Consider the following 25,983-nt stretch of genomic DNA (forward strand, 5'->3'; position numbering starts at 1 on the left):
CGCTCCTCGTGGACGAGAACACGGCGGTTCTTCGCGCACGGCACTTTCTACAGGCTCACGGTGTCACCTCGGCACCAGTGGATGTCATGGCGTTAGCCCAGGTCACGGGCTTCGAGGTGAAGTTCGTAGAGCTTCCCGAGGGGGAGGCCGGCAGTACTGGCGTGCTCCGCGGAAAGCGGTACATCTGGGTAAACGAAAAAGACCCGCTGATGCGGCAGCGCTTCACCATCCTTCACGAAATTGCCCACGGCGTCCTTAACCTGCCGTCGGTGCATGGGCAGGCCAGTGAGCCGAGCGACTCGGCGCTGACGTCCTTACCGGGGCGACCAACGGAAGAGAAGGCGTGTGACGCATTCGCCTCCGAGTGTCTGGTGCCGTTTGCTGTCATCAAACCGCTGATTGAGGGGAAACCTTTCGGAGTGCAGATCGTCGCTGAATTGGCCCGGTCCTTTGGTGCTTCCCAGCACTGCGTTGCCTCGCAGTTCATCAAAGCATCCACGGACTTCGTGGCATTCGTCTTGGCTGAGCAAGGGCAGATCAAGTTGGCCTTTCCATCTGCAGCCTTGCGCGCGGCCGGCGTCCGTCTACTGCGAGGAACAAGTGTACCGCGCGGTTGCGCGGCTGAGACTGTGATGAGTGCGGAAGATGGCGCCATCCTTACCGCCGAGTCGGAGGGTGCGGACTGGAGTCATTCGGATGCCGCTGGGCGCTTCAGTGTCTATGAGGAAGCATCGTTCTACGCACCCAAGCAACAAACCTATTCCTTCCTCACGTTTGAAACGCTGGAGCCGGCGCGGGCTGTCGAAAGCGTGCGTTCGGTGGAAGAAGACGATGACTTGCTACCGGAGCTGACAGGCGAACTGACATGGAAGCCGAGAAAGCGGTGATTAGTTTGCACGCCGATTCGTGTCAATAGAGGCAGGCGTGAGTTCCCAATTACGAATGCCCGTATTAGGCGGTGCGCTTGATTTCTGACACAAGCAGGTACAGGGAAAGCAATAAGGGGGCGTATGTACGATTCTGCAATCACACAGAGAACTCTTGGCGCGGTTCTTAGGCGCTCCGACTTCGTCAGATACCCCCCGCTTCGGAACGAGCGGACTAGGATGGCGATTCTGCGTTTGGCGTGCCGCTTGGCGCGCCGACGCCCTACGGCGCTAGACGGAGCAATTAAGTCGGCCGTCGTGCGCGGAAAAAGGGTGAACTTCGTTGCAAATATCCCCCTAGAGCTGACTGTTCGCAAGCTCAACGCCAATCTGCGCTACGCAACCATGGTACGTGGAGGAAATCGAACAGAGCTGGTGCGAGCAATATGCGAGGCCGCTCGCGATTCCAATGCATATACGCTCCTTCGCCTCGATATCAAGAGCTTCTATGAGTCGGTGATAAGCGAGCAGATCTTCACGGGGCTGGAATCAAATCTGAAAGTGGGGGCGGCAACGCTCCGTTTCCTAAAAAGCATCAACAATTGGCACGTTCTTCAGGGTGGCGAAGGTTTGCCGCGTGGCCTTGCGACAAGCGCCACGCTGTCCGAGCTCTGCCTTGCTGACTTCGATAGAACGATGCGGAGCAACAAAAGGTTCTTCTATTACGGAAGATATGCAGATGACATGCTATTTATTGGTACGCATGAGCTGCAGGAAAAGCAAACTTACCGGTTCGTGAGATCCCAGCTACCCAGTGGGCTAAAGCTCAATCCGTCCAAAAGTAAGTTCTCAAGTGTCGCCAAGGCTGGGTCGAACACAAATCACGTTCTGAGCTTCGAATATCTCGGATACCACGTTAAGGTCTTCAATCAACCCGGAAAGAATATGCGGCGACGTACCGAAGTGGATATCGCCGAGTCGAAGTGTCGGAAAATGAAAACTAGGATAGTGAAGGCCTTCGAAGATTTCGTCTCGAATAGTGACTATGGCTTACTGACTAGCCGGATTCGCTTCCTTACGAGTAACTACAGGGTCGTTGATAAAAACGGGAAGTTTTCGCGCCTCGCCGGCATTCATTTTAACTATCCTCTAGTCAACCATGAATCTAGCGCAGCCCTACGCGACTTAGACGCATTCCTGCGAAAAGCTGTGTTGTCTGGTAAGGGAAAGATTTTTGCCCCTGCGGCCGCCAAGTTAAGTAAGGCAAAAAAGCGGGAGTTGTTGAAGAACTCGTTCCTCAAGGGTTTTACCACACGAGCCCTTCGGCATTTTTCACCAAAAGCGATTTCTACAATTCAGAGCTGCTGGAAATATGTCTAAGAAGATTGCGGGACAGGCGAAGCGCGGACGGTTCGAGCGAGCCGTGGCCACCGAAACATTTCCGGCCGAAACTCCCGCCATCTTTAGTAACGATGGGTTCTACTGGCACTGTGTGCGGGAGAAATCTGATTCCAGCATAAAAGCATTCGTTTTCGATACAGTGGTCCGAGAGCCGCGTGAGAAACCAAAGTACACGAGACCCTATAAGTATAGGATACGGAAGTCATCGCTAGAGTTCAGGCGGCTTTCTCTTTTGCATCCCCATGCTCAATGGGAGCTTGCGCAATTCTACGACGAGTATCAAGGGCATATCTGTCATTTCTGCACGCGTAGTGCGTTCTCGGTTAGAGCGCCTGAGCGCGTTGCAAATGTCGTATATCTCCCTGGCACGGCTATCCAAAGTCAGGCGAACAAGCTGTCATCTGAATCATCTGCGGACCCAGTCGATAGCCCTGAGTACACCTATTTCGGTTACCGCGGCTACGATAGGCTCTATCGATTCTTCAATTCCAAGCGGCTCGTTGATCTCGAGGCGCGATTTGGCGTCTTGTGGAAAATGGATGTCGCAAAGTGTTTCGACAGCATCTACACACACTCCATCTCCTGGGCGACGCGAGGCAAGGAGTTCTCAAAGTCAATCAACGATACAAAATCTTTCGGTGATGACTTCGACTTAGTAGTGAGGAGTGCCAACAATAACGAAACGAACGGCATTCCTATAGGGCCGGAAGCAAGCCGTATATTCGCTGAGGTCATTTTTCAAGACATTGATTGCGCTGTTGATGCGCATCTGAGTCCGGGGCTGAAGAGTGGGGTGGACTATGAGGTCGTTCGATATGTTGATGACATTTTCATATTCGCAAGGGACGACGAGTCCGCAAGGATTGTTCACGACAAATTTGTTGAGAATCTTGCGAACTTCAATCTACATTCCAACCCATCGAAGATAAGTACGCTGGCTAGGCCCTTTTTTACAAAGAAATCCAAGGTCATTCGAGACGTTAACCTATGTATCAATGCCTTTGTGGATGGTTTCCTCGTCGAGTCTGATGATCGTGAGCTTCTTATCCCGAAGAAGATTCACCGGCAAGATAGGCATCTTCGCAGCTTTGTCGACGCCGTTAAATCAACATGCACTCAGAACGAGGTGACCTACGACGAAGTCACGCCGTACGTGGTATCGGCCCTTCTCCAACGTACCAAGAAGCTTGTCAAAGCAAAGAGCAGCACAGTTCGACCACTAAGGGACGAGTATTTTCGCGGAGTGGTGGCACTTCTCGACGCATCATTCTTCTTCTATACGGTCGCTCCCGCCGTAAGTGCCTCGTATCATTTGTGCGAAGGCATTGTGCTTCTTTCTAGGTTCGCTGCGAGGCAGCTCGCGCCAGACTTGGCATCCGTGCGCCAGTTGATACACGAACGATGTCTGCGACTCTTCGAAGGTGATTGGGCCAAGCTTCGAACGACGGTGAGCGACTTTGTATTTCTCGAAGCCATCAACATTGCCCTTTCAACATGCTCCAACGGGTTCGATTTTGTACTGCCTTCTCAAAAACTCCGCTCGATCTTTGTCGAGAAGGATAAGCTGGACTACTTTCAGCTGATTTCAATGCTGTATTACTGCAAGGATGCGGCCCCGTACGAGGACCTGAAGCTTGAGGCTATCATTGCCATCGACGAGCGGCTACGTGATCTCAAAGGCGTTCTGCACGATGCCCAGACGGCACATCTCTTCTTGGATGCGCTGAGCTGCCCGTTTATTCCTATACGGAGGCGTGCGAAATGGCTTGGACGCCTGTACAAGCTAAAGGCAGTTCAGCCACCGCCCCGAGCGGAGATCCTGGCCTACCTTGCTGCTGCCCCAAAAGAGCCCTGGTTCGTTGACTGGCTGGAAGAGGATCTTCTCCGAAGCCTTTCAAAGAAGAGGTTGAAGCAAGTCTATGCTTAAGTTAGCCTAACCTTGAGACAACCAATACCCCTATACGTCTTGCCTACTTGCGGAGACGTCATACGTGGCTTGAGGACGGTAGCAGACACGTTGTGTCGCGCAATAATACTTGGGCTGCGAGCGATTAACGTCGCACACACTCTGCAGGGTGAGGTTGTCTCTTTTTTTGTGCCTGGTAGATCAATGACGCATGGGTCGTCGGCATAATGTCTGCTCTCTTGAGTATGAAGTCGCGATAATATCTGGCGCCGGTTGTTCGTCACCGAGTGATCGCCAATTCACAAAATTTGGCGAAGTTAAGTGCGCCGCCAATCGAGTGGATGATCGTTATTTTAGAGAATCCACGGCGAATTCTTGGTAATGAAGTCACCTATTGCTGCTTCTGCATGGCGAGCGTAATCACGGCCTTGCTGCTGCATTTGCCTTAACCGGCCAAACTATGCGAGACAGTCGCGGCCAAACTATGTGAGATCGCGCATGAGTTGGTCACGCAAGCATAAGTTGTCCGGGTCGGACAGCTTACGGTGAAATTTCAGCAATTGCTGTCATGGCGCGACTGAAAGGTGCGCGATCTCACATAGTTTGGCCAAGACGGCCAAACTATGGCGGACATCCGATATGTTTGGCCGCAGTCATATCGTCATAAGCTGTCCGGCGCGGACACCTCACGATGATGCTTCTCCCCGAACGTTCGAATAAAGGGCGAGCCTGGTGACCACCGCCACCAGATGCGAGGCGGGGTTCTACGGCGCTCGGATCAAGTCCAGATACCAGCCTGGGCGCCCGCCAGAAACGAAACCGACGGCGGCACAACCGACGACGCCGGGGAGAGCGGGGCATGGCGCGCGGCCCATGAGACGCGATGCTCTGCCGCGACAGGGAGGCTACACTGATGCGCAAGGGCGACCCTTTCCGAGCGCATATTTAGCTTACCTCACCGTCTCGATGCGGGGATCCGAGGCAGGGCCGAAAGCACCCCCGTCCCCGCGTCGTTTTTCCACCGCCGTCACTGTCGATCTATCACTGGCGCATTTCGCACGGCACTGGCCCGGCTGCTTAACCTCAGTGAGCGGGAACGCTCGCTTGGGGAATCGGGAAAACATAGTCGAGAACTGTGTTCACGGAAGACCAAGGCACGGAATTGTGCGAATCGCCTTCGAACACCCGACTCCTCCATTGGAGGTTTCGGGCCGTGAAAACAGGACTCAGCCGCCCGACAAAGTCCCGGAAATTGCTCACCATCTTGCAATAGCGCATCTCGTTAACGAGCTCCTCATGCGTCATTCCACCAATGTGCATTCCTGGTGGGACCCGTTCCTCGTTCTCACCTACCCCTAGGAAAGCGCGAAGATTGTGAGGCTGCTCTTGGATCTTGGTCTCGAACGTTGCAATGTCGCCAAAAATGGCACGATTACTGCGCCACAAGGAAGGACTGAGAGCGATGAAACTGGAGAACGCGTGAGGATGTTCGAACATGGTATGGATAGTGAACAATCCTCCGAGGGACCAACCTAATAGCGCCTCCCTGCTCGGATCAACTTTCGCCATCGCCGCAACCCTCGGCTTGACGTCGAACTGGAGCGTTCGAAAGAAGTTTTCAGCCCCACCCCAGCGCGGATTGTCGCCGAGGTCCTTGATCACTTCTTTCTCCTGCGTTGTCAGGTCGGTCCAGGTGAAGTCAAACGTGCGGTCGCCGCCCTTCGGCCCGTCTTCGGACGACACGCCGACGACCACCGCAGGTTCAATTTCTCCGGCCTGGGAGCGGTTACGCATCGCATCCGCAAAGGTATTGAAGAGCACGTTTCCGTCGAGTACGTAGAGAACCGGAAAACCCGATGGCGGCGGTGCTTGCCGGGGTACGAAGACGCGCACTATGTAATGCTCGCCGCTTGACGCAGACGTTATCTCAATTTGGCGGGGGTCCCGAGAGCTCGCAACCACGGCGGTTATGCCGTCAGCCGCTAGAACTGACGGAGCGCAACTCATGAATGCCAGGAAACACGCAAATAGGCGACAAGTTGTAACGATCATGGCTTCTCCAACGTGGAATAACGCTGCGCCGAGCCGTTCGGGTTTTCTTGGATGTTTCAACCTAGAAGGCGGTTTGTGAGCGGGGCCAGGAAAACTTGAGAAGGTTTCGGCAGGCTATGCCGTTATGCGTGATGACGGTGCTCGTGATTGCATCCACGCAACGAAGGCGGGGCGCGTACATCTCGCTGATGAATGAAGTCGGTTATTTTCCGCGGCGCTACCGGCCAAAGGTCCTGAAGCGCTGCGCAACGACGGGGCCGAGTTGATCCTGATAACAGAGATGATCAGCAGCCGCTTCGATGCGGTCATGCCTCACCAATGCGACCCCAGCGGGGACATGGAAGGAGCGGCAATGGTCGAAGTCCGACCCATCGCTCCCGATTCAAACATCGCCCTCGCTCTTCGTGGGCATCCCGTTATGCTATCGAGTGCGTGCGCCTGTGGTAGTCGGTGAGAAGATTCCGGTCCGCCTTACCTCCGAGGAACCCATTTCGTTTACCGCACCGCGTGCGGATGGCTAAGTCTCCGGCGAGAACCGCATGCCGAACATCGGCCTTTTGCTCTGAGACTCGGTCTCTGTGGCCTCGTCCTGAAGCACATCCCAGTGCTCGGCAAGCAACCCGTTTTCAATACGGACAATATCTACGCCTATCCACGCCCGGGGTCTGCCATTGCCGGAGAACCGGCTGTGAACCATGACGTACTCCTCATCGGCGAGGATCGTACCGGACTCGTAACGAAGAGTGTCGGGAATGCTGCGGATAAGGTTGAACAATCCATCACGACCCGGCGCGATGTGGGCGCTGTGCTGGATATAGTCAGGTGACCAGAAGCGAGCCGCGGCCTCGTAGTCACGCTTATTGAACAGTGTGTCGAACGCTTCGAGCACAAGTTGCTTGTTTGTCTCTGCGATGTTGGACATTGTGGATTCCGGCATTAGCTTGAACTTCCCCATATTGCACAGGTCGCGCGTTGCGAAAATTGGAAAGTCGGCTCTCATATTGTCAATTGTTGACTGAGGCGCGGGTTAGACCGACCAGCTCTTCGTCGACACTCAGGATCCGGTTTGCGCACACCCAATAACGAGCTTGCCAGACTTGCACCAGCACGCATGACGCATCAAGTACGGGTGCTATATTTCCAGCCGAGGGCAGTTCAATTTCGGCTGTCGTTGCCTTACCACGGAACAGTACTTGACGCTGGCAGCGGGTCAGCGCCTTCTAGAGTTTGGAACCACCATCGACCGCGATGCTTGCCCCGGAGATCCATGCGGCGTCGGGTGAAGCCAAGAACAGAGCGACGCCCGCGATGTCATCAGGTTGAGCAATGCGCTTAAGCACTTGGATGCCTAGCGCCACCTGACGTCCTTCCTCTGTTTTGGTGAACTTCGACATGTCTGTCTCGACTATCCCCGGCGCGATGGCATTCACCCGAATGCCCTTGGCCCCAAGCGACGCTGCGAAGTGCTTTACTAAGGTCTCCACTGCGCCCTTCGTGGATGAGTAGGCGGAGATGTTACCCACGGCCGAGGTTGCTGCCAGCGAGGAGGTGAAGATCACGGCACTTCCCTGGCAGAGAATGGGAAGGAGCTGTTGGACGAGGAAGTACGCACCGCGAACATTGACAGCGAACATCCGATCAAAATCTTTGACGGTCTGTTCAGCGATCGTCGCCGCAATCGATATGCCTGCATTGTTCACCAGCACGTCCAGGCGGTCACCTACCACATTGCGCACGGCAGCGGCAAGCTTATGCGGCCCGTCAGGAGTGCCGAGGTCAGCGCCCACGGCGCTAGCGCGTCCGCCCGCCTTGACTATCCTGTCCACGACATCGTTGGCCTCTTTCGGGGAGCTGCTGTAGTGGACGAGGACCTGGGCCCCGGCTTCCGCGAGGCGTAGAGCGATGGCTCGACCGATTCCACGTGAGCCACCGGTGACCAAAGCGGTTTTTCCAGAAAGCGAACTCATACAAATGATACCTTCGAGGCGATGCCTGGCAGCGGCAGCAGGAAATTAAGGTGTATTACCAAGCGCGATGCTGTCGACACGGTCGAGATAGAATGCAAGGTGATTGCGGATCGCTGCGACCGCCATAAAGGGCGCTTCGTAAGTCCACACGGCGTTTAGCGAAACGCTCTCGTCGGTGGGGAGGGTGTAGTAGTGGCAGTCGCCTTTATACGGGCAATAGGTCTGAAAATCGGACCGTATCCAGTGCGTCATGTCGACGTCTTCGCGCGGGATGTAATAGACCGGCGGGTAGTCCGCTTCGAGAAGAAGAAGGGCCCGCTTCGACTGCGCGATCGTCCTGCCTCCGGCCACGACCGTCACCATTCGTGCCTCCGGCTCGATGGTTATCGGATGCTCGAGACCTGGGATCTTTTTGATGCGCTCGATAGTCATCGGATTTATTCCGCGTCGAGGAAAGTGGTAACGTGGCTCACGAACAACTCTGAATATTGGTATTGCGACCCGTGGCCGGCGTCCGGATAGATGATCAGTTGGGCGTTCGGCATTAGTTGCTGCAATATCCAAGAGTTGATGGAATAAATAATGACGTCGGTGCTCCCGTTGACAATCAGTGTCGGCTGACGGATCGATGCAAGATAGTCGTGGGAGCTCTCAGCGGGTGCGCCCCACTTCGCGAGGGCAGCGATCTGGGCCGGCGCGACCTTCTCGCTCACTTCCGGGTCCCGTCCTTGAGACCGCAAACGGAAGCGTTCAAGAAACTCACGACCTGCCGCCTGGCTTTTTTCAGTGGGCGTGAAGAATACTCGCAGCCATACGTCGTCCGGGTTTGCGTACGTGGCGCCGAAGATCTCGACTGCCTCCGGCGTCAAGGTCGCCATACCCTCGCCGCCGCGTGGTCCAGTACCCACCAAAACGAGGCGACGGACCATCCCGGGTGCTTGCAGGGCCATCTCCTGAGCGACGAGCCCCCCCAAGGAAAATCCCAGTACATCTACCGTTTCCAGATCGAGAGCGCGGATGAAGCGAAGCGCGTCGCGGGCCATTTCTTCGATCGACTCTGGCACATCTCCGGAGGTAGAGGAGATACCAACGTTATCGAAGAGAATAATCTCGCGGCTGCGAGCAAGACCGTCTGTTACCCGTGGGTCCCAATGATCCATGGTGCCGGTGAAGTGCATATTAAGGACGAGCGGCACCGTGCCAGGCTTTCCGAACTGCCGGTAGGCAAATCGCACCCCTTGCGTTTCGACAAACCGCGTGGGGGCGGTGACGTGCGTTTGCTTCGACATGGCCGCTTCTTCATCGGATGAGAGGGGAAGAAGAATAGGACCGCCGAGGCGTCACGGGGAAAGACTTTGTTTGTACGGACCCAATACCTTTGGAGCATGACAGTTGCGCCCTGCTTATCGGGTGCTTAAGCCTTCGCTCGCTGGCCCGCAGGTCCGGCCTCGATCACTTGGTCGATACACGAGAGGAAGGCTTTCAACGTGGGCGAAGGATTGTCCTCCCGGTACCCAACCAAGAGGTCGATAGTGGGCGGCGTGCCTGCAAGAGGTTTGCTTATTACCGACCAAGGAAGCAGTGGCTCGACGTAGGTGGGCAAGAGGGCGACTCCCCCTGTAGAAGCTACAAGAGACATCCCCATGGCGAAGTTATCGATGTGATGACTCGCCACCAGTTCGACGCCGCTTTGCTTGAGATAGCTGTCCACCACGTCGCGCAGCACATGCGGAATGTCGGAAAACCCGATGAATATCTCGCCTTCGAGGTCGCTTGCGCTCACTTTCGCCTGGGCGGCAAGACGGTGGTTGCTCGGCAGAACGGCAACCAGTGGCTCCTTGGCAATCAGCCGATAGGAAACGTCGGGCCGCGGCTCCATCCGCAAGAAGCCCAGATCAATCTCACCGCTCTGGAGTGCGTCTCCTACGTCTGGGGAGTAGAGACTCATTACCTTGAATTCGATCGTTGGCAAATAAGCCCGCAGGACCCTCGTGACGTGTGGGAGCCAGTCGACCTCCTGACCGGTGAGAAATCCTACCGAGAAGGTCTCCCGTGGCGGACGCGCCGCCCGCCTCGCTGCCTGGATCGCCTCCGCCGCCTGTCCAAGGGCCAAGCGCGCGTGGTCGAGAAAGGCGCGGCCAGCAGGCGTGAGTTCGACGCCTCGCGCACTGCGCACAAAAAGTGCTGTGCCCACCTCGTACTCCAGATCACGGAGCTGCCGGCTCAAGGACGGCTGCGCCGTGTGCAGCCGCTTCTCGGCGGCCACGGTGAGGCTCCCTTCCTCGGCAACGGCCACGAAGTAACGGAGGTGACGTAGTTCCATGGCGCTTCATGCCCTCGAAGTATGGCTGGCCTACATACAAAGTCTTATGCGGCTCAAATCTGGAGGCGTAGATTTGCACAACGCGCTGGACGGCGCGTCCCTTAGCAAGAATTCGAAATGCAGGCTCTGATCCGGCAAGCAAAGTGTACGGCGTGCCCATATCTTTTAGGAATACACCCGGCAGTCCTGCGTTGTAAGAAAAAACCCTAAACTGAAGGAAATTGCCATGTCAAACCTGACCAACAAAGTCGCCCTTGTAACGGGCGCGTCTCGAGGTATCGGCGCCGCCATCGCCAAGCGCCTGGCTGCCGACGGTGCAAATGTCGCTATCACGTACACCAAGGGCGCAGACGCTGCCGCCGCAGTCGTCAAGGAAATCGAAAGCGCAGGCGGTAAGGCCATCGCGCTCCAGGCGGATGCCGCCGACGCCGCCGCCGTCGCCGCTGCCGTCGAGAAGACGGTATCGACGTTTGGTGGTCTCGATATCCTCGTCAACAACGCAGGCACGGCGATTCCGAAGCCCTTCGTTGAAGGCACCCTGGAGGAGATGGACCGTGTCATCGACATCAACCTCCGGGGCGTCTTCATCGCTACCCAGGCAGCGTTGAAGCATCTGCCGGATGGCGGTCGAATCATCTCGATCGGCTCATGTGTAGGCGAGCGGATGGCGACCCCTGGCCTCGTTGCCTATTCGGCTACCAAGGGAGCGGTCAAGATGTTCACTCAGGGCCTGTCTCGCGAGCTTGGTCCCCGCGGCATCACGGTGAATAACGTTCAGCCGGGTCCCATTGATACTGATCTCAATCCCGCCGATGACGTCTGGGCAGAGCCGCAGATCGCTAACACCGCGCTGAAGCGTTACGGTCACGTCGAAGACATCGCCGCGATGGTCGCGTTCGTGGCCGGGCCGGAAGCCAGCTACATCACCGGTACCAGCCTCACCGTCGACGGCGGTACCAACGCCTAAGACCCTGCGCTGAGCAATCAGTCAAGAGCCGCGCGAGAGATCGCGCGGCTTTTCTCGTGGGTGAAAAGAGGCTTCCCGCGCGCTTGCGGTACACGCGACGACGTTCTGCATAGCCAGGGTTGAACCGTGTCAACCAAGCGCACTGTGGAGGCACCTAGGAAGCGCGTGGGACCCTCGTATGTCGCCCGTGCTCGTCCCACCGCCAGTCACCACACCTTCTGGAAGTTGAACTGCGCAGGAGCATTCGAGTGTCGATGACCGGTTGAACGGTGCGCTAAACAGATGACGATCGCTGCGTCGGCACCGTTGTTTCGCACCCCGCGGGCAAAGTGCTGTTGCCCCTTCCTACTTTTCGCGCATCGAATCCGACGGGTAATGCCATTCAGCGGCCTGTACCGGCTTGGTATGCCTCGAAGGCATGCCGCGCGACCTACAAAGTCTTTCCGTTGAATCGCGCACCGGCGTAGCTTGCGCACCATCAAAACGATCCGGAGTTCTTCCATGTCCAAGCTCTACTCCTCAACGAAGGTCGGTCGCTACGCGCTGTCTCACCGTGTCGCGCTGGCACCCATGACGCGTCTTCGCACGATTCAGCCCGGCGACATCCCCAGCCCGATGATGGCGGACTTCTACGGCCAGCGCGCTTCGCATGGCGGCCTGGAAATTATCGAAGGCACCAGCATTTCGATCACCGCAAGGTCGTACCTGGGCGCTGCAAGCTTCTACCATGACGGTCAGACGGAAGGCTGGAAAGCGGTCGCCGATGCCGTGCATGCCAAAGGTGGCGTTGCCTTCATGCAGCTGATCCATGGCGGTCGCCAGAGCCATGTGGAAATGACCGGTGGGGTCGACCCCGTTGCCCCCTCGGTCGTTCCGTTCGAAGGCGTCGCCTTGACCAAGGACGGCTTCGTCCCGGCCTCTCCGCACCGCGCGCTCGACATCGAGGAAATCCCGGGCATCATCGAAGAGTTCCGCGTTGCTGCCAAGCGAGCGCTCGATGCTGGTTTCGACGGCGTCGAGCTCCACGGCGCAAACGGCTACCTGGTCGACCAGTTCATCCAGGACGGCACCAACCATCGCACCGATGCTTATGGCGGCTCGATCGAGAATCGCACCCGCTTCCTGCGTGAAGCCGTTGAAGCCCTTATCTCCGTCTGGGGTGCCGATCGCGTTGGTGTGCGCATCTCCCCGTCGGGTCAGTGGGGCGGTATCTCCGACAGCAATCCGGAAGCGACGTTCAGCTACGTGGCCAAGCTCCTGGATGGCTACAAGATTGCCTATCTCCATGTGATCGAGCCGCGCATCAAAGGCGACGACACGCTGCACGAGGGCCAGGATCCGGTCGCAGTGCATTATCTTCGTCCGCATTTCTCGGGCCCGATCATCGCGGCCGGCGGCTTCGACCGGCAGAGCGCGGAGGCGATCGTTGACGCCGGCGATGCCGATCTCGTGGCATTTGGACGGCACTTCACATCGAACCCCGATCTGCCGTATCGCCTCAAGAACCACCTTCCGCTCGCTCAGTATGTTCGTGAGCATTTCTGGGGCGGTAACGAGAAAGGGTATTCCGACTTCCCTGCGCTCGAGCCGTCATCCGAAACCGCCGCAGCCTAATCTGCCCATCGCATCACTCTTTTAATTGGAGATCGTCATGTCACGTTTCGTGCAATTTGCAAAAGCCGGCGACGCCGATGTTCTTGAGTTCGTCGATGAAGCGGTTCCGGCACCGGGCCCGAACGAAGTCCGCATTCGCGTCAAAGCCATAGGTCTCAATCGTGCCGAATCCATGTGGCGCAACGACAAGTACATCGAGCCGGTCATTTTCCCGGCCGGCCTCGGCTACGAAGCCGCGGGTATCGTCGACGCAGTAGGCAGCGAGGTGGTCGGCATCAAGGAAGGCGATGAGGTCAACACCATCCCTTCCTTCTCGCAGAACGACTATCACACCTATGGCGAAGTCATTCTCGCGCCGTCATTTGCTGTCGTTAAGCAGCCGAGGAACCTCAGCTTCATCGAGGGTGCGTCGATCTGGATGATGTTCGTCACTGCCTACGGCGCGTTCATTGAAGACGCCAAGATCGGCAGGGACGACGTCGTCGTCATTCCTGCATCCTCCAGCAGCGTCGGCATCGCAGCTATTCAGGTCGCCAACTACGCCGGCGCGACGACGATCGCCCTGACGCGGACCGCCGATAAGAAGAAAAAGCTGATCGACGCGGGCGCAACGCATGTGATCGTCACTGACGAGCAGGATTTCGAGAAGGAGATTCTACGTATTACCGGGGGCGACGGTGTGCGCGTCGTGTTCGACCCGGTGGGTGGACCGAACTTCGAGAAGCTCGTGAAGCTACTCAAGTTTCAGGGCATCGGCTTCATTTATGGCGCCCTGAGTGACGAACCGACGACGCTACCGGTCCTGGACATGATCGCCAAGCTGACTGTCGTCAAGGCTCACAATATCTGGGGCACTAGCGGCGACGACGCGCGTCGGAAGGCGGCGATCGATTATGTCATCGCCGGCTTTGAAAGCGGCGCCTTGGAGCCGGTTGTCGATAAGGTCTTTACCTTCGACGACATCCGCGAGGCTCACCGTTACATCGAGGGCAACGGCCAGTTCGGAAAGGTCGTTGTCACCGTTTGATCCGCTACGCAGGAGGGCGCCCATGGTAGGCGCCCTCTTCCAACCAACGAAGGCCACGTCAGTGTCTAGTAACGTCCCCGAAACAGAACATGCTTCTCCTTCCGAGACCTCGAAGGCATCCGGAAGTGCCCTGCCTCTTGGCGGGCTACTCGCCCTTGCCGTCACCGGCTTCGTCGCCATCGTCACCGAGACGCTGCCGGCCGGCCTTTTGCCGCAGATCAGCGGCGATCTCGACGTACCCGAATCCTGGGCCGGACAGCTGGTTACCCTTTATGCCCTCGGCTCGGTGGCTGCGGCGATCCCGTTGACTGCCGCGACGCGCACATGGCCGCGGCGCGCGGTGCTCCTGCTCGCCAGCATCGGCTTCTTCGCATTCAACACCGTCACGGCCGTTTCGCCGTGGTACGGCCTGACCCTGTTTGCCCGATTCATGGCGGGGGTCGCGGCGGGACTTACGTGGGGCTTGGTCCCCGGGTATGCGCGGCGCATGGTGCCCTCGCACCTGCAGGGTCGCGCGATGGCGATCGCCCTGGTCGGCACGCCGATCGCGCTCGCCTTCGGCGTGCCGGTCGGAACCTGGCTAGGGAATTTTGTCGGCTGGCGGTCCGCGTTCGGGACCATGTCGGCGCTTACCGTGGCGCTCATCGCATGGGTGCTCTGGAAGGCACCTAGGCTTCCCGGTCAACAGGCTGGCGAAGGCCCTCGTCTGATGGGTGTGTTCCTGACGCCGGGTGTGCGGCCCGTGCTCTTCGTCAGCCTCGCCTGGATGCTGGCCCACAACATCCTCTACACGTACATCGCGCCGTTCCTCGATAAGGCGGGGCTCGGTCGGCAGGTCGACCTCGTCCTCCTGGACTTCGGTGTGTTCGCGATCGCGGGCATCTGGATAACCGGTGTGTTCATCGATCGTTGGTTGCGCACGCTTGTGTTGTCCAGCCTCGCGATCTTCGCGCTCGCTTCTGCCGGCCTCGCCGTTGAAGGGCAGCTCCCGGTTGTTGTGTTCCTCTCGGTCGCGCTGTGGGGACTCACGTTCGGCGGAGCGGCCACGCTGCTTCAGACCGCCTCCGCGGATGCCGCCGGCGATGGTGCGGATACCGCACAGTCTATGATCGTGACGGTGTGGAACGCGGCGATCGCGGGCGGCGGCCTGGTCGGCGGCATCTTGCTCGACACCACTGGCGTCGGCGCGATGGCGTGGGTGCTTCTGGCGCTGCTCCTCATTGGCCTCTACGCCGCCTGGCGTTCGTGCGCTACTGCGTTCCGGCCTGGTAGCCGCGCGGCTAGCTGAGCAAATTCCCCACATCCATTAGCGACACCGTCATGCCTCTCGCCTTACTTGCCTTAACCATTGGCGCCTTTGCCATCGGCACCACCGAGTTCGTGATCGTCGGTCTCATCCCCGTGATCTCGAGCGACCTCGCCGTGAGTATCCCCTCTGCGGGCCTGCTCGTCAGCTTCTATGCGTTGGGCGTAGCGTTCGGCGCGCCGGTCCTCACGGCCGCAACCGGGCGGGTTCCGCGGAAGCCCCTGTTAGCGGCACTGATGGCGTTGTTCACAGCCGCCAACGTCCTTGCCTGGCTCGCCCCTGGTTATGGCACCTTGATCACCGCGCGGGTGCTGAGCGGGCTCGCCCACGGGGTCTTCTTCTCGATCGGCTCCGTCATCGCCACGAACGTTGTGCCGAAGGAAAGGGCGGCAAGTGCCATAGCGACCATGTTCAGCGGTCTCACCGTCGCTTTTGTCACCGGCGTCCCTCTGGGCACGCTCGTCGGCGAACACTGGGGCTGGCGAGCGACTTTTCTGGTCGTTGCGGGATTCGGCTTGATTGCTCTTTTGGGTACTCTTCTATTCGTCCCCAAGGATGTTCCGCATGCGACGCCAGCGTCACTTAGGAAGCAGCTTGCGGTCCTGACGGAACCCCGGCTCCTGCTCGTGTACCTGACCACCATCGTCGGTTACGGCGGCTCGCTTATCGCCTTCACTTTCCTTGCGCCGATCCTGGAGAATGTTTCAGGCTTCTCGCCCCCAGCTGTTAGCGCCGTCCTACTCTTATACGGCGTCTCGGTTGCATTCGGTAATCACTTTGGCGGGCGTCTCGCCGATTCGCACGGGCCGGTATTCGCCCTGAAAGTAATCTTCAGCTTACTTGTTGTTGCGCTCATGCTGTTAGACGTCACAGCGCCCTTCAAGCCGCTAGTCGCGGCGGTCGCCCTGTTGTGGGGTGCAGTTGCATTCGGCAACGTCCCGGCGCTCCAGTTGTACGTGGTCCGTCAGGCTGAGAGATTGGCTCCTGATTCCGTCAACGTCGCTGCGGGCATGAATATCGCTGCGTTCAATCTTGGTGTCGCCGGCGGCGCGTCTCTAGGTGGGATTGTTGTTGAGCGAATGGGACTCATGCATACCCCGTGGATCGGTTCGGCAGTCGTACTTGTCGCTCTCGGCCTTACATCGTTCAGTGGCTGGGTTGACACACGGAGTAGGTGTCCCACCTAGCTCCTCGGATGATGCCCTTGGCGATCGGTCCATGAAGCGGTCGGCTTGCTTGCCGGAGAAGGGTGTTTTCGCCGCTTCGTAATCCGAGCATGGCGGGCACCGGCGCGCACGGCAGGAGGCACGCGGCGTCCTGACCAACGACAACTGGCGCGTTAACGCGAAGTTCGGTCGATTCTCCTCTTTCGCTCTGGACAGATCGGATCACGACACCTATGGGTTCGCCTCCATCTCGTCTTTACTTGTATGGCTCTCTTACCAGGAATCACCGCGATGAACTTTGCGAAGGGCACCGACAGCTCCCTCCTACCCGTCACCAGACGGGGCCCCGTCTATTGGTTAGCCCTGGGAGCTTTCGCGGTAGGCACAGAAGGGTTCATGCTGGGCGGAATTCTTCCGCGCATCGCCGGGGATCTTGGTACCACGGCGGCAATGACAGGCCAGCTCGTCACCGTCTTCGCTTTTACCTATGCGATCAGCTCACCGATACTTACGGCGCTATCGGGGCACTTCAACCGGCGTTCGCTGCTTATAGGCGCGATGATTCTTTTCGCCGTCGCCAATCTGGGCGCCGCTATTGCGCCGGGATACGGGTCGCTGGTCGCCGCGCGAGCGATTCTTGCGATGGCCGCCGGACTTTATGTTCCAGGTGCGAATGCGCTTGCCGGTGCGATTGTGCCACCAGCACAGCGTGGGAAGGCCATCGCGATCGTTAACGGCGGTCTCACCGTCGCCATCGCCATCGGCGTACCGCTGGGGGTCGTGCTTGCAAGTGCCCTTAGCTGGCGGATGACTTTCGTCTTCGTTGCTTTGCTCGGCGCGCTGGCGACACTGGGCTTGTTCATCGGCCTGGATCGCGCGACGGGGGCCCACCTTCCCGTGGCATCCCTGCGTGAACGCTTCGCGGTCATGCGCCGTCCCGATCTCCTCGCCGTGCTCGCAACGACGGCGCTTTGGGCTACTGGGGCATACACCGTCTACACCTATCTCGCCGTCTATCTGGAAGCATTTGCCGGGCTCCACGGCAAAGCCATTGGCTGGATGCTTTTTCTTTGGGGAGTGTCCGCCGGTGTGGGCGTGATGCTCGGCGGAAACGCGAGTGACCGTCTCGGTCCGTATCGGGTGATCGTGCCTGCACTCACGATAGGCGCGCTATCGTTCGCCGCACTCTCAGCGGTGGCCCATGAGTTGAGCCCGTCAATGGCCCTCGGACCGATCGCGGTGGCCGTCGTCGTCTGGGGCGTGGCGCACTGGGCTTTCTATCCGGCGCAACAGGTGAGGCTTATGCACCTGGCAGGGCTCAAGTCAGCCCCTGTTGCATTGTCCTTGAATGCATCCTTCATGTACTTGGGATTTTCTCTGGGTGCACTGGCCGGTTCCGCCACGCTGCTGAGGCTTGGTGCGGCGAACCTCGGGTATGTCGGTGCGGGCTGCGTGCTACTGGCCTTGATCGCGACGTCAGCGTTGATCCGGCGAGAAAAGCGGGCAGCGGCCTGAAGTATCGGTTGGAGCCGCCTCATCAACGGTCTAGCGATGTCGCTTCGTGCGATCCCGCATAGAGCGAAGGTAACCCTCGCTCGGCCATAGTCCCGACATATCGGATCCCAGTACACGCCAATGGCTCGCCCTGTTTAGCCAAGAACTACTGCCAAAATCATTGCATTGCTTCGGTTGGCCAAACTTTGCGATACAGGTGTGGCCAAACTATGTTGGAACGCGCATGAGTTGCGCGATCCACCAAAGTTTGTCCGGTTTGGCCAATCTTCGATGGATATCCGCCAAATTGTCCAAGATGCGCATAACCACATACCCTCGACATGTGGCAAGGGGCATCATGTTAATCACATCGCTTAACGATCGTGGCTTGAGAACTCTGGCGAGGGGTACTGTAATACCGGGCCGGCCAGGTTCATGGACTCTCCGGCACTCGTGTGATCACCGCCCGCCAAATAATCAGCGAGGCTTGCCCTCTGGCCAAGAGCAGCCTCGACGATCGGCGATCAGGTAGCCGCTGGCCCCGAGTCACCGCGATGGGATTGGGCCGGCTTCTTCACCCCCGGGGACGGGAAGCACTAATGCCTGTTTTTTTGCAAAGCCCTTGATTTGATCAAGCGTCACGTAGCCTTTATGAGAGGCATCAATTTCCTCGAAAACCGGAGCGATAAGTGCCATGCCGGACTTCGCCTCTTCCAAAGTCAATTTCCCATCGTGATTGGTATCTGCCTGCGCAAAACGTTGCTCGATCATCTTGGACACCATCTCCTGAGGTGCGAGCAGGTGCGGCGGTGGCGGTAAGACAGGTAGCTCCTGAGGTGAGGCAAGCGTTACCGCGGGAACGGCCAGGATTGCGAAAATGGAAGAACGGCGCACGAATTATTCCTTTGTTGAGTCGAGTGCTTCGGGTAACCGGAAAAAGCTCAGCGATGGCGACGTTACGAGGCTGGTGATGCTCTCGTTCATATGACGCTCTTTGCCGCGTCGATCTCACGAGCAAACGTGAACGGATAGAAGCGAAAGGGAAACGGATACCGCCCCAGTACTTCCTTGGCCGAGATGGCCTGGTGCGAACGCACCAATCCCACGTCCACTGACAGGCACTGACTACCCTCGTCCTCGCGCAGCTGAAGAAATTCGATAGCGATGTGCGCGTTGGCGAGGGCCTCGCTGAGTACGCTCTCGATCTGCATCCGCTTCAAAGCGGGTTTGTAGATCTTGCCCACTGCCGTCAGCGGCATGTCGTCGGTGAAGAAGATCGCTTTTGGCATGGCAGCGCGCTCGCCGATGTGCTTGCTCACATGAGCGAGCAGCTCCTCCGTCGTGGCCTGATGCCCCTGCTTGAGTTGGACATAGGCCACCGGCACCTCGCCTGCATAGGCGTCAGGTCGCCCGACGGCGGCTGCCAGTTGCACGGCGGGATGGGCATACAGCGGCTGTTCGATACTTGATGGATCGATATTGTGCCCGCCGCGGATGATCAGTTCCTTGGTGCGGCCGGTCAGCCAGAAATAGCCTTGAGCATCACGGTAGGCAAGGTCGCCCGTATGCAGCCAGCGCTTCCCGTCGCCCAGGTCCAGCCACAGACCCTCGCTCTGCTGGCTGCCCATATAGCCGGCAAAGACATTCGGGCCGCTGATGGCAAGAACGCCAGGCTCGCCCACGGGAGCGTCCCGCAAGTAGCTGTCGTCCCTGTCGAGCTGCACGATACGCATGTCCTGACCGGGCACCCTCAAGCCGATCGAACCCGCCCTGCGCTCTCCCAGCGGCGGATTGACGCTGCTGACGCAGGTGCCTTCGGTCAGCCCATAGCCCTCGAGGATCTTGATGCCGGTCTGGTGTTGAAAGCGCTTAAGGAGCTCGCGCGGCAGCGGAGCTGCTCCGCACAGGCCATATTCCAGCGAGTCGAGACGATGGTTTTTGCGCGGCACCTCCAGCAGCGCGCTGTAAAGCGTCGGCACCGCGCTGAAGAAATGGATGCGGTGGCGTTCCACCATGGCCCAGAAGTTCTCGATGACGCCCTTGCCCCGGTAGCCCTGCGGCGTGCCGAGCAGCACGTGCGCCCCCTTGGAGAAAGGAAGCAGGCCAGTTACCAGTACGCCATTGACGTGAAACAGCGGCAAGCCGCAAAAGACGTTCTTTCCCGGCCCCATGCCATGGCCGAGGAATTGCGCAACGCTCCATGCATTGGCGACTTCGTTGCGATGGCGTCGCATGGCGATCTTTGGCGTACCGGTGGTACCTCCGGTGCAAAAGAAGGATGAATAATCCTCCGGATCGAAGCGTCGGCCACTGAGCAAACGGTCGGCCGGCTGTCCTTGCACACCTTTTCCGAAATCGTGGACCAGATAATTTCTATCGGGCGCCGTGGCGCGCGAACCGCGCCTGCGCCACCTTTCGCGCAGGCGCATCAACCGAATTGCCATGCCCTCGATGCCGCGGACCCGGTCGGCGAGATCCACCAGCACCACGTGACGCAAGCTGGTTACCGTGTGCAGCACGGGCTGAAGCTTTTGCCAGATATCGGTACCTGGAAACGGGGCCAGGCTGACCAGGATGCTGGCTTTGGCGGCATCGAGCAGCTTGGCGATCGCTTCCGGTTTCAACAGCGGATTGATGGCCAAGGTAATGCCCGCCGCCTGCCCACCCCAGATCACGAAATGCGTTTCCGGCAGGTTGGGCAGGACAAAGGCGATCACGCTGTCCTTGTTCGCACCCAGGCCGTGGAAAAAATTGGCAGTACGATTGATCTGGGCGAAGAATTCCCGATAGCTCCACCTCTCGGGTAGGGCGTGATCTTCCACGCGCAGGAAGAACGACAGTGCCGGCGCCATCGGATAGCGCACCGCCGCTTCGTGCAGCATGTCGTACGTGCTGGCCGGAAGGTTCGCCACCTCACCTTGCGTCTCGATGGCCTCGACATCGGCCTGATTGGCAATGCCGTGCATGTCTAGTTCTCCTGAACTACGCGGTTACGCTGCACGCCGAGATCGATGCGTCCGTCCGTGCTCCGGATGCGCGATTCCACGATGTCTCCTGGCTGCAAGTACTCCGTCCGCTGCGCCTGGATCTTCATGAACATGGCCCATTTCTTTTGCTCGGGCAGCAGTCCGGCCAGCCGTTGTTTCGCCGGAGAAGGCACCCACAGCGCACAACCCGATGGTGTGCCGGTTGACAGCAAGTCGCCTGCGTACAGGTCGTGTACCTGGGAAAGCTCGGTCAGTGTCTCCGCGGGGCCGTACACCAGATTGCTGGTGCAGTCCGCCTGGCGAACTTCGCCGTTCACCGATAGCGTGAGCTGCAATGCGTCGAGAACGGCCATATCGCTCTCGGCGAGCAGGCACAGATAAGGTCCGACGGGCCCAAATCCGCGATAGCTCTTGCCCTTGTAGAACTGCATCTGGGGAATCTGGATGTCTCGTGCCGAGTAATCGTTGACGATCACCAGGCCAGCCACGTATTCATGCAAGTTATGCTGGGAGATCGTCACCGGCGCGGTGATGTCGCGTTTCAGCACCAGGCCGAGCTCGATCTCGTAATCGAGAAAGCGCACCTGGTTCGGCCGAACCACGTCCGCATCGGCGGATGCGATGCAGCTCGAAGCCTTGGTAAAGATCATGTTGAAGTTCTTTGCGTCGGGATCCATGCCCGACTCGATCATGTGCTGCCGATAGTTGGCCCCCTGGCAGATGAATTGCTGGTTGCTGGTGATGGGCGACAAGAGCTCCAAATCGGATTCCAGAAGCCGCGGACCGCGAAGCTCCGCCAGGTCCTCCAGCGGATTCATGCGGAGAAAATCCGCAGTGGTGGCGAACTCGCCTGGCACAGGGACGACGCGGCCGTTACGCAAGACACCCCATTGGGGGCGGCCGTCGTATTTGAAATGGATGACGTTCAAAGGCATGGGGAGTTATCCAGAGCGGAGATAAACAGAGCTAGCCGAAGATCTTCGCGAGCATGCGTAGCTTCGCGATGCTCAGATCCGGACTTCGACGCAGGTGACGGACGGCCTGTACCAGGGTCGATAACTTCAACTTTGGCCGGGTGAAGCTCGCTGGCATGGCTTGCCCCCATTGCGACATCGCTTCCCGGCTTACGGCGTGCACGCCCATGGGCACGGCATCGGTGAACAGATCGCCGTCGCAGTAGTGCTCGTGCTTGTCGCCCCACGGGTCCTGCCAGTAATCGAAGATCTGACTGCCGAGGATGTGTCGCCCGATACCCCAGGCATGCCTCCAGCCACGCTCCCTGAGCGCGCGCTGCCCCATGCCTACCGCGTCGGTATCGATGACTTCATAGGCGCTGTGGCTGTACATCGGGGCGAAGCCCTGGGCCAAGGCCAGGGTGTGGTGATCCGCCGGCCGGTCGCCCAGATCGAGCCGCATGAAGGTGACGGCGGGAGAGCCATCCGGCAGCACCTGGACGTCACTGGGAATGAAGCCGAAATGTTGCGTGTACCACTCACAGGTGGCCTGAAAGTCGGCCAGTTCGAGTACCAGGTGTCCCAGTCGAAGCACTTCGGGAGCTTTGGCTGCGGGCCGCTGGGTTCGATCGACGCGGGGCGTCGCGTGCGCGGAATTGATCGGCAAGGCGGCGCGATGCGGCAGCGTCTCCGCAGACTGTTGTCCTTGTATGACGTCTACCTGGAAACCAGACGGATCGCGCAGTCGAACTCGTTTTCCGCCACCCGGCCAATCCAGTGACTCGATGGCCGAGGCCTCAGGCAAGCGTGATAACGCTTCCAGCTCCTCTCGCTGCTTCACTCGCAGGCCGAAGCCGACGAACTGCGCCTTTGGCGCTTTTCGGACCACATAGCAGAAGGGAGAGGTATCGGCAGCGCGAAGAAAAAGCAGGTCGTTATCGCGCCCAGCCGTATGCAGGCCGAAATCGAGCAGAAACCGTTCCGCCTCTTCCAGATCGGGGCGGTCGAACATGACATAGGCAAGCGCAACCGCCTTGGTGGTCGGATTGGGATGCCTGGCGGGCTGGGCGGTGGTCAGCTTCATGGCGTGGGCACCTCGCTTGGATGACATTCGGTGATGGCGGCTTCGGATTCGCGAGTTATCGTCTCCAGCAAGGCGAGGCTTTCGCGGACCAGTTGATTCACTGCGGCGATGGGGCCGTCGTGAAGAATGGTTCGATCCGGTCGAACCATGACGACCCACCCGATCGGCGCCGTGCCCGGCAGGAACGCGCCCTCCAGGTCTTCCCAGACGCGATCGAAAGGAGCCTTGACCTGCTGCCCGCGGTGCGCCACTTGCACGATCTTTCCGCCTGCCGCCAGGAATTGATCCCGCAGGCCGGTGTCGAGTGAAGGATGGGGGTCGCAGCCAAAGCCGATCAGTGCGAGCGAATCACCGAAGGCGTTGTCGCTGAGCGTTATTTCGCCCTTGGCATTGCGGACATATCCCTGTCGCAGCAAGCTTCCGCGAATCAGCCGCGCGCTGGAGCGTCCCCTGACGAAGAGGCCCTCGGCGAATAGATTCTTCGGCTTGATGCCGAGCTCTTCGAAATGCCTGCGCAGCGGCGGAATGAACCTTATCGCGCGCATGATCGCGTGAGTCAGCAGCGCGAGCGCGGCGTTGCGCGGCATCACCAGCCGCCCCGCGAATTTGGCCATGTCGATCATGGCGCGCGCGTGCGGGCGTCGCTCCCGATCGTAACTTTTCAGGATCGAAGCGCCGGCCCGGCCGTGCACCACCCACGCGAGCTTCCAGCCGAGATTGGCGGCGTCACGCAAGCCCGAGACCAGCCCCTGGCCGACGAACGGCGGCGTGATGTGCGCGGCATCGCCCGCCAGAAAAACCCGGCCCCTGCTGAAAGCGTCGGCCGCCCGGGCATGGAACCGGTAGACCGCTCTTCGCTCGATGTCCATGTCATCAGCGATGCCCCAGGGCGCCAGCAGATCGCGGATACGGGCATCGGATTCCATGTGCTCACGGGTCTCGCCGGGGCGCAGCATGAACTCCCAGCGCTCACGCCCACCAGGCGCAATCATGTGCGGCGTCGGCCGGCGGTGATCGCAGAGGAACTCCACGTGGTCGATGGGTTGGGGAACCCGGCGGGCATCCACGACCAACCAGTCTTCCGCATACGTCTGGCCGTCGAAGTGCTGGCCGATAAGCTCGCGGACGAGCGACGAGGCGCCGTCGGCACCGATCAGGTAACGCGCGTGACATTCCGTGCTGCGTCCCGACCCTTCCGATATCTGGACCACCACGCCATCCGCGTGCTCGGCAAAACCGGTCAGCGTCGTGCCCAGGCTCAGCTGCACGCTCTCGTGCGCCTTTAGTTTGTCGCGCAAGGCACGCTCAAGATCCGGTTGATAAAAGGTCACCAGCTTGGGGTGGCCATCCAGGCCGCCGAGCGTATTGATGCGCGCGAATTCGCCCAACCAAGGCGAACGCATGCGGACATGCGGAATACCGACCTTTTCGAAATCGTCCTCCTCCAGGCCCACCCACTGCAGGATGCGCAACGCCTCGTTGTCCAGGGCGATCGCCCGCGGCGCCGTCAGGATCTGGGCGTTCCGCTCGACCACGACCACGCGTACACCCAGCCGTCCCAGCAGGTTGGCCAACGCGGCGCCCACGGGCCCCAGGCCCACGATCAACACATCCGTCTCGCGACACGCCCTGTCTGCGGAAGGGGGCGCCCCGCTCATGGAGGGCCCAAGCTGGTTATTGCAAAGCGTCATCGCACACACCCTTCGCCGGGCCATTCCGGATCGATGATGGGAATATCCATCATAACTGATAGTTTTGTCAATTATGACATCTGGCAGTAAGATGCGCTTGTATTCAGAAACTTGAGCCGCCATGGCCGCTGCCCCGAGACACCCGAAAACCCCGACCGCCGCCCCTGCAAGTTCCGCCGCAACGGCAAGTTCCGCCGCAACGGAGCGAGAGCCGCGTGGGGCACGCCGCAAGAGGGAAACGCGGCAGCGCTTGATGGAGGCGGCCCTGGCTCTGATGGCCCACAAGGGCATGGAGGGCGTGGCGATCAACGAAATCACCGAAGCCGCCGACGTGGGCTTCGGATCGTTCTATAACCACTTCGAATCGAAGGAAGCGATTCATGCCGCCCTGACCGATTGGGCCTTCGAGAGCTTTGCCGACGCCCTCGATCAGCTGGGTCGGAACATCTCCGACCCAGCCGAAGTGCTGTCCGTATCGATGCGATACGCCATGCTCCGGGCGCAAAAAGAGCCCCGATGGGGGCAGTTCCTCATCAAGGAGGGGCTCTCGACCCGCGTCCTTACCCGCGGACTGGGTCAGCGGCTGTTGCGCGATATCCAGAAAGGCATCGAGGCGAAGCGATTTCGCGGCGACGATCCACTCATGAGCCTGGTGGTCGCGGGCGGCATCGTGCTTGCGTCCATATCGGTCTGGTTGCACCTGGCGCCATTGAACGAATTACCCGCCACGCCACTCCCACTCCCTTCCCTCAATACGGCTCATTTGCCGGAGAGAGCGGCGACCGAGTTGCTGCTCGCACTCGGGCTTTCGAGGTCGGAGGCAGAGGAGATCGCGCGCCGCCCGCTACCTCCCCTGGATGACGCCTCTTTGATGGCGCGTGCGCAGCCATAAGCCATTCGTGGCTAGGCAAAGACGTCCGCGTAGTCCGCTCACGAATCCGTCAGCCATCGTTCCCCGTTCTCATAGAAGGCGGCCAAGCTATGCTTAATCTGGCCGGCCGTCTTTTTGCCGAAGTGACCAACAACACATGATTTGGCCGCGCGGCTAAACCATAACCAGAATGTGGCGTCCATGGGGAAAACTCATGCAGTGGAATGAACGCCGCCCGTAAAAATTTACGCGTGACCGATGACCTGGATTGAAATGTCCTTGTCATTCGGGCGACCTACGGTTGGCTG

21 protein-coding genes are annotated in these 25,983 nt (G+C 59.1%); 10 read left to right on the forward strand and 11 right to left on the reverse strand.

Annotation, left to right across the window (positions count from 1 at the left end; translation table 11 throughout):
• Positions 1–8: 8 nt before the first annotated feature.
• The 3 genes from ACR9ZJ_RS01380 (at position 9) to drt3b (ending at position 4,194) form a co-directional block, all read left to right on the forward strand.
• Positions 9–887, forward strand: coding sequence for an ImmA/IrrE family metallo-endopeptidase (locus ACR9ZJ_RS01380; protein WP_481286608.1), 879 nt, complete (start codon positions 9–11; stop codon positions 885–887).
• 123 nt (positions 888–1,010) lie between these two features.
• Positions 1,011–2,246: an antiviral reverse transcriptase Drt3a gene (gene drt3a / locus ACR9ZJ_RS01385; protein WP_481286609.1), complete on the forward strand. Its 1,236-nt coding sequence runs from the start codon at positions 1,011–1,013 to the stop codon at positions 2,244–2,246.
• Positions 2,239–4,194 (forward strand): antiviral reverse transcriptase Drt3b, encoded by a 1,956-nt coding sequence (gene drt3b / locus ACR9ZJ_RS01390; protein ID WP_481286610.1) that lies wholly within the window; start codon positions 2,239–2,241, stop codon positions 4,192–4,194. The genes drt3a and drt3b overlap by 8 nt, the downstream gene beginning before the upstream one ends.
• Before the next feature lie 1,062 nt (positions 4,195–5,256).
• Here the strand turns inward: drt3b and ACR9ZJ_RS01395 are convergent.
• From ACR9ZJ_RS01395 to ACR9ZJ_RS01420, 6 genes are all read right to left on the reverse strand, one after another.
• On the reverse strand, positions 5,257–6,225 hold the full coding sequence (locus ACR9ZJ_RS01395) for an alpha/beta hydrolase (protein ID WP_481286611.1): 969 nt from the start codon (positions 6,223–6,225) through the stop codon (positions 5,257–5,259).
• A 517-nt stretch (positions 6,226–6,742) separates the two neighbouring features.
• Entirely contained in the window at positions 6,743–7,147 is a 405-nt protein-coding gene (locus ACR9ZJ_RS01400) for a nuclear transport factor 2 family protein (RefSeq protein WP_481286612.1), read from the reverse strand.
• A gap of 298 nt (positions 7,148–7,445) precedes the next feature.
• Entirely contained in the window at positions 7,446–8,192 is a 747-nt protein-coding gene (locus ACR9ZJ_RS01405; RefSeq protein ID WP_481286613.1) for an SDR family NAD(P)-dependent oxidoreductase, read from the reverse strand.
• Positions 8,193–8,237: 45 nt separating this feature from the next.
• Positions 8,238–8,624 carry a DUF427 domain-containing protein gene (locus ACR9ZJ_RS01410; protein WP_481286614.1) on the reverse strand — a complete coding sequence of 129 codons (387 nt, stop codon included), beginning with the start codon at positions 8,622–8,624 and terminating at the stop codon, positions 8,238–8,240.
• 5 nt (positions 8,625–8,629) lie between these two features.
• Entirely contained in the window at positions 8,630–9,481 is an 852-nt protein-coding gene (locus ACR9ZJ_RS01415; RefSeq protein ID WP_481286615.1) for an alpha/beta fold hydrolase, read from the reverse strand.
• 125 nt (positions 9,482–9,606) lie between these two features.
• Positions 9,607–10,515: a LysR family transcriptional regulator gene (locus ACR9ZJ_RS01420; RefSeq protein ID WP_481286616.1), complete on the reverse strand. Its 909-nt coding sequence runs from the start codon at positions 10,513–10,515 to the stop codon at positions 9,607–9,609.
• A gap of 226 nt (positions 10,516–10,741) precedes the next feature.
• On the opposite strand from ACR9ZJ_RS01420, the gene ACR9ZJ_RS01425 reads away from it, so the two are divergent.
• The 6 genes from ACR9ZJ_RS01425 (at position 10,742) to ACR9ZJ_RS01450 (ending at position 18,110) form a co-directional block, all read left to right on the forward strand.
• Positions 10,742–11,482, forward strand: coding sequence for a 3-oxoacyl-ACP reductase family protein (locus ACR9ZJ_RS01425; RefSeq protein ID WP_481286617.1), 741 nt, complete (start codon positions 10,742–10,744; stop codon positions 11,480–11,482).
• A gap of 501 nt (positions 11,483–11,983) precedes the next feature.
• The gene (locus tag ACR9ZJ_RS01430; RefSeq protein WP_481286618.1) at positions 11,984–13,096 is read left to right on the forward strand and encodes an alkene reductase; all 1,113 of its coding nucleotides are present in this window, start codon (positions 11,984–11,986) and stop codon (positions 13,094–13,096) included.
• Positions 13,097–13,133: 37 nt separating this feature from the next.
• A complete protein-coding gene (locus ACR9ZJ_RS01435) occupies positions 13,134–14,123 on the forward strand; it encodes a zinc-dependent alcohol dehydrogenase family protein (protein WP_481286619.1) in 990 nt (329 codons plus the stop codon).
• A gap of 22 nt (positions 14,124–14,145) precedes the next feature.
• Positions 14,146–15,411, forward strand: coding sequence for an MFS transporter (locus ACR9ZJ_RS01440; RefSeq protein ID WP_481286620.1), 1,266 nt, complete (start codon positions 14,146–14,148; stop codon positions 15,409–15,411).
• A 32-nt stretch (positions 15,412–15,443) separates the two neighbouring features.
• The gene (locus tag ACR9ZJ_RS01445) at positions 15,444–16,616 is read left to right on the forward strand and encodes an MFS transporter (protein WP_481286621.1); all 1,173 of its coding nucleotides are present in this window, start codon (positions 15,444–15,446) and stop codon (positions 16,614–16,616) included.
• Positions 16,617–16,886: 270 nt separating this feature from the next.
• Positions 16,887–18,110: an MFS transporter gene (locus ACR9ZJ_RS01450; RefSeq protein WP_481286622.1), complete on the forward strand. Its 1,224-nt coding sequence runs from the start codon at positions 16,887–16,889 to the stop codon at positions 18,108–18,110.
• A 525-nt stretch (positions 18,111–18,635) separates the two neighbouring features.
• Here the strand turns inward: ACR9ZJ_RS01450 and ACR9ZJ_RS01455 are convergent.
• The 5 genes from ACR9ZJ_RS01455 to ACR9ZJ_RS01475 form a co-directional block, all read right to left on the reverse strand.
• A complete protein-coding gene (locus tag ACR9ZJ_RS01455; protein WP_481286623.1) occupies positions 18,636–18,983 on the reverse strand; it encodes an EF-hand domain-containing protein in 348 nt (115 codons plus the stop codon).
• A gap of 86 nt (positions 18,984–19,069) precedes the next feature.
• Positions 19,070–21,055: an acyl-CoA synthetase gene (locus ACR9ZJ_RS01460; protein WP_481286624.1), complete on the reverse strand. Its 1,986-nt coding sequence runs from the start codon at positions 21,053–21,055 to the stop codon at positions 19,070–19,072.
• A 2-nt stretch (positions 21,056–21,057) separates the two neighbouring features.
• Positions 21,058–22,011: a fumarylacetoacetate hydrolase family protein gene (locus tag ACR9ZJ_RS01465; RefSeq protein WP_481286625.1), complete on the reverse strand. Its 954-nt coding sequence runs from the start codon at positions 22,009–22,011 to the stop codon at positions 21,058–21,060.
• Between the two features lie 31 nt (positions 22,012–22,042).
• Positions 22,043–23,113: a VOC family protein gene (locus tag ACR9ZJ_RS01470; protein ID WP_481286626.1), complete on the reverse strand. Its 1,071-nt coding sequence runs from the start codon at positions 23,111–23,113 to the stop codon at positions 22,043–22,045.
• The gene (locus ACR9ZJ_RS01475) at positions 23,110–25,095 is read right to left on the reverse strand and encodes a bifunctional 3-(3-hydroxy-phenyl)propionate/3-hydroxycinnamic acid hydroxylase (RefSeq protein WP_481286661.1); all 1,986 of its coding nucleotides are present in this window, start codon (positions 25,093–25,095) and stop codon (positions 23,110–23,112) included. The genes ACR9ZJ_RS01470 and ACR9ZJ_RS01475 overlap by 4 nt, the downstream gene beginning before the upstream one ends.
• Here ACR9ZJ_RS01475 and ACR9ZJ_RS01480 point away from each other — a divergent pair.
• A complete protein-coding gene (locus tag ACR9ZJ_RS01480) occupies positions 25,058–25,696 on the forward strand; it encodes a TetR/AcrR family transcriptional regulator (RefSeq protein ID WP_481286627.1) in 639 nt (212 codons plus the stop codon). The two genes, ACR9ZJ_RS01475 and ACR9ZJ_RS01480, sit on opposite strands and share 38 nt — an antisense overlap.
• Positions 25,697–25,983 lie beyond the last annotated feature (287 nt).

This window comes from Luteibacter sp. KNZ12-1A (genome assembly GCF_056755675.1).

Coding starts and splice junctions, on each gene's coding strand:
- drt3a (WP_481286609.1), top strand. CDS start 1,011: ATGTACGATTCTGCAATCACACAGAGAACTCTTGGCGCGGTTCTTAGG.
- ACR9ZJ_RS01450 (WP_481286622.1), top strand. CDS start 16,887: ATGAACTTTGCGAAGGGCACCGACAGCTCCCTCCTACCCGTCACCAGA.
- ACR9ZJ_RS01410 (WP_481286614.1), bottom strand. CDS start 8,624: ATGACTATCGAGCGCATCAAAAAGATCCCAGGTCTCGAGCATCCGATA.
- ACR9ZJ_RS01475 (WP_481286661.1), bottom strand. CDS start 25,095: ATGCCCTTGTGGGCCATCAGAGCCAGGGCCGCCTCCATCAAGCGCTGC.
- ACR9ZJ_RS01405 (WP_481286613.1), bottom strand. CDS start 8,192: ATGAGTTCGCTTTCTGGAAAAACCGCTTTGGTCACCGGTGGCTCACGT.
- drt3b (WP_481286610.1), top strand. CDS start 2,239: ATGTCTAAGAAGATTGCGGGACAGGCGAAGCGCGGACGGTTCGAGCGA.
- ACR9ZJ_RS01445 (WP_481286621.1), top strand. CDS start 15,444: ATGCCTCTCGCCTTACTTGCCTTAACCATTGGCGCCTTTGCCATCGGC.
- ACR9ZJ_RS01435 (WP_481286619.1), top strand. CDS start 13,134: ATGTCACGTTTCGTGCAATTTGCAAAAGCCGGCGACGCCGATGTTCTT.
- ACR9ZJ_RS01470 (WP_481286626.1), bottom strand. CDS start 23,113: ATGAAGCTGACCACCGCCCAGCCCGCCAGGCATCCCAATCCGACCACC.
- ACR9ZJ_RS01425 (WP_481286617.1), top strand. CDS start 10,742: ATGTCAAACCTGACCAACAAAGTCGCCCTTGTAACGGGCGCGTCTCGA.
- ACR9ZJ_RS01420 (WP_481286616.1), bottom strand. CDS start 10,515: ATGGAACTACGTCACCTCCGTTACTTCGTGGCCGTTGCCGAGGAAGGG.
- ACR9ZJ_RS01460 (WP_481286624.1), bottom strand. CDS start 21,055: ATGCACGGCATTGCCAATCAGGCCGATGTCGAGGCCATCGAGACGCAA.
- ACR9ZJ_RS01465 (WP_481286625.1), bottom strand. CDS start 22,011: ATGCCTTTGAACGTCATCCATTTCAAATACGACGGCCGCCCCCAATGG.
- ACR9ZJ_RS01440 (WP_481286620.1), top strand. CDS start 14,146: ATGGTAGGCGCCCTCTTCCAACCAACGAAGGCCACGTCAGTGTCTAGT.
- ACR9ZJ_RS01395 (WP_481286611.1), bottom strand. CDS start 6,225: ATGATCGTTACAACTTGTCGCCTATTTGCGTGTTTCCTGGCATTCATG.
- ACR9ZJ_RS01415 (WP_481286615.1), bottom strand. CDS start 9,481: ATGTCGAAGCAAACGCACGTCACCGCCCCCACGCGGTTTGTCGAAACG.
- ACR9ZJ_RS01430 (WP_481286618.1), top strand. CDS start 11,984: ATGTCCAAGCTCTACTCCTCAACGAAGGTCGGTCGCTACGCGCTGTCT.
- ACR9ZJ_RS01400 (WP_481286612.1), bottom strand. CDS start 7,147: ATGTCCAACATCGCAGAGACAAACAAGCAACTTGTGCTCGAAGCGTTC.
- ACR9ZJ_RS01480 (WP_481286627.1), top strand. CDS start 25,058: ATGGAGGCGGCCCTGGCTCTGATGGCCCACAAGGGCATGGAGGGCGTG.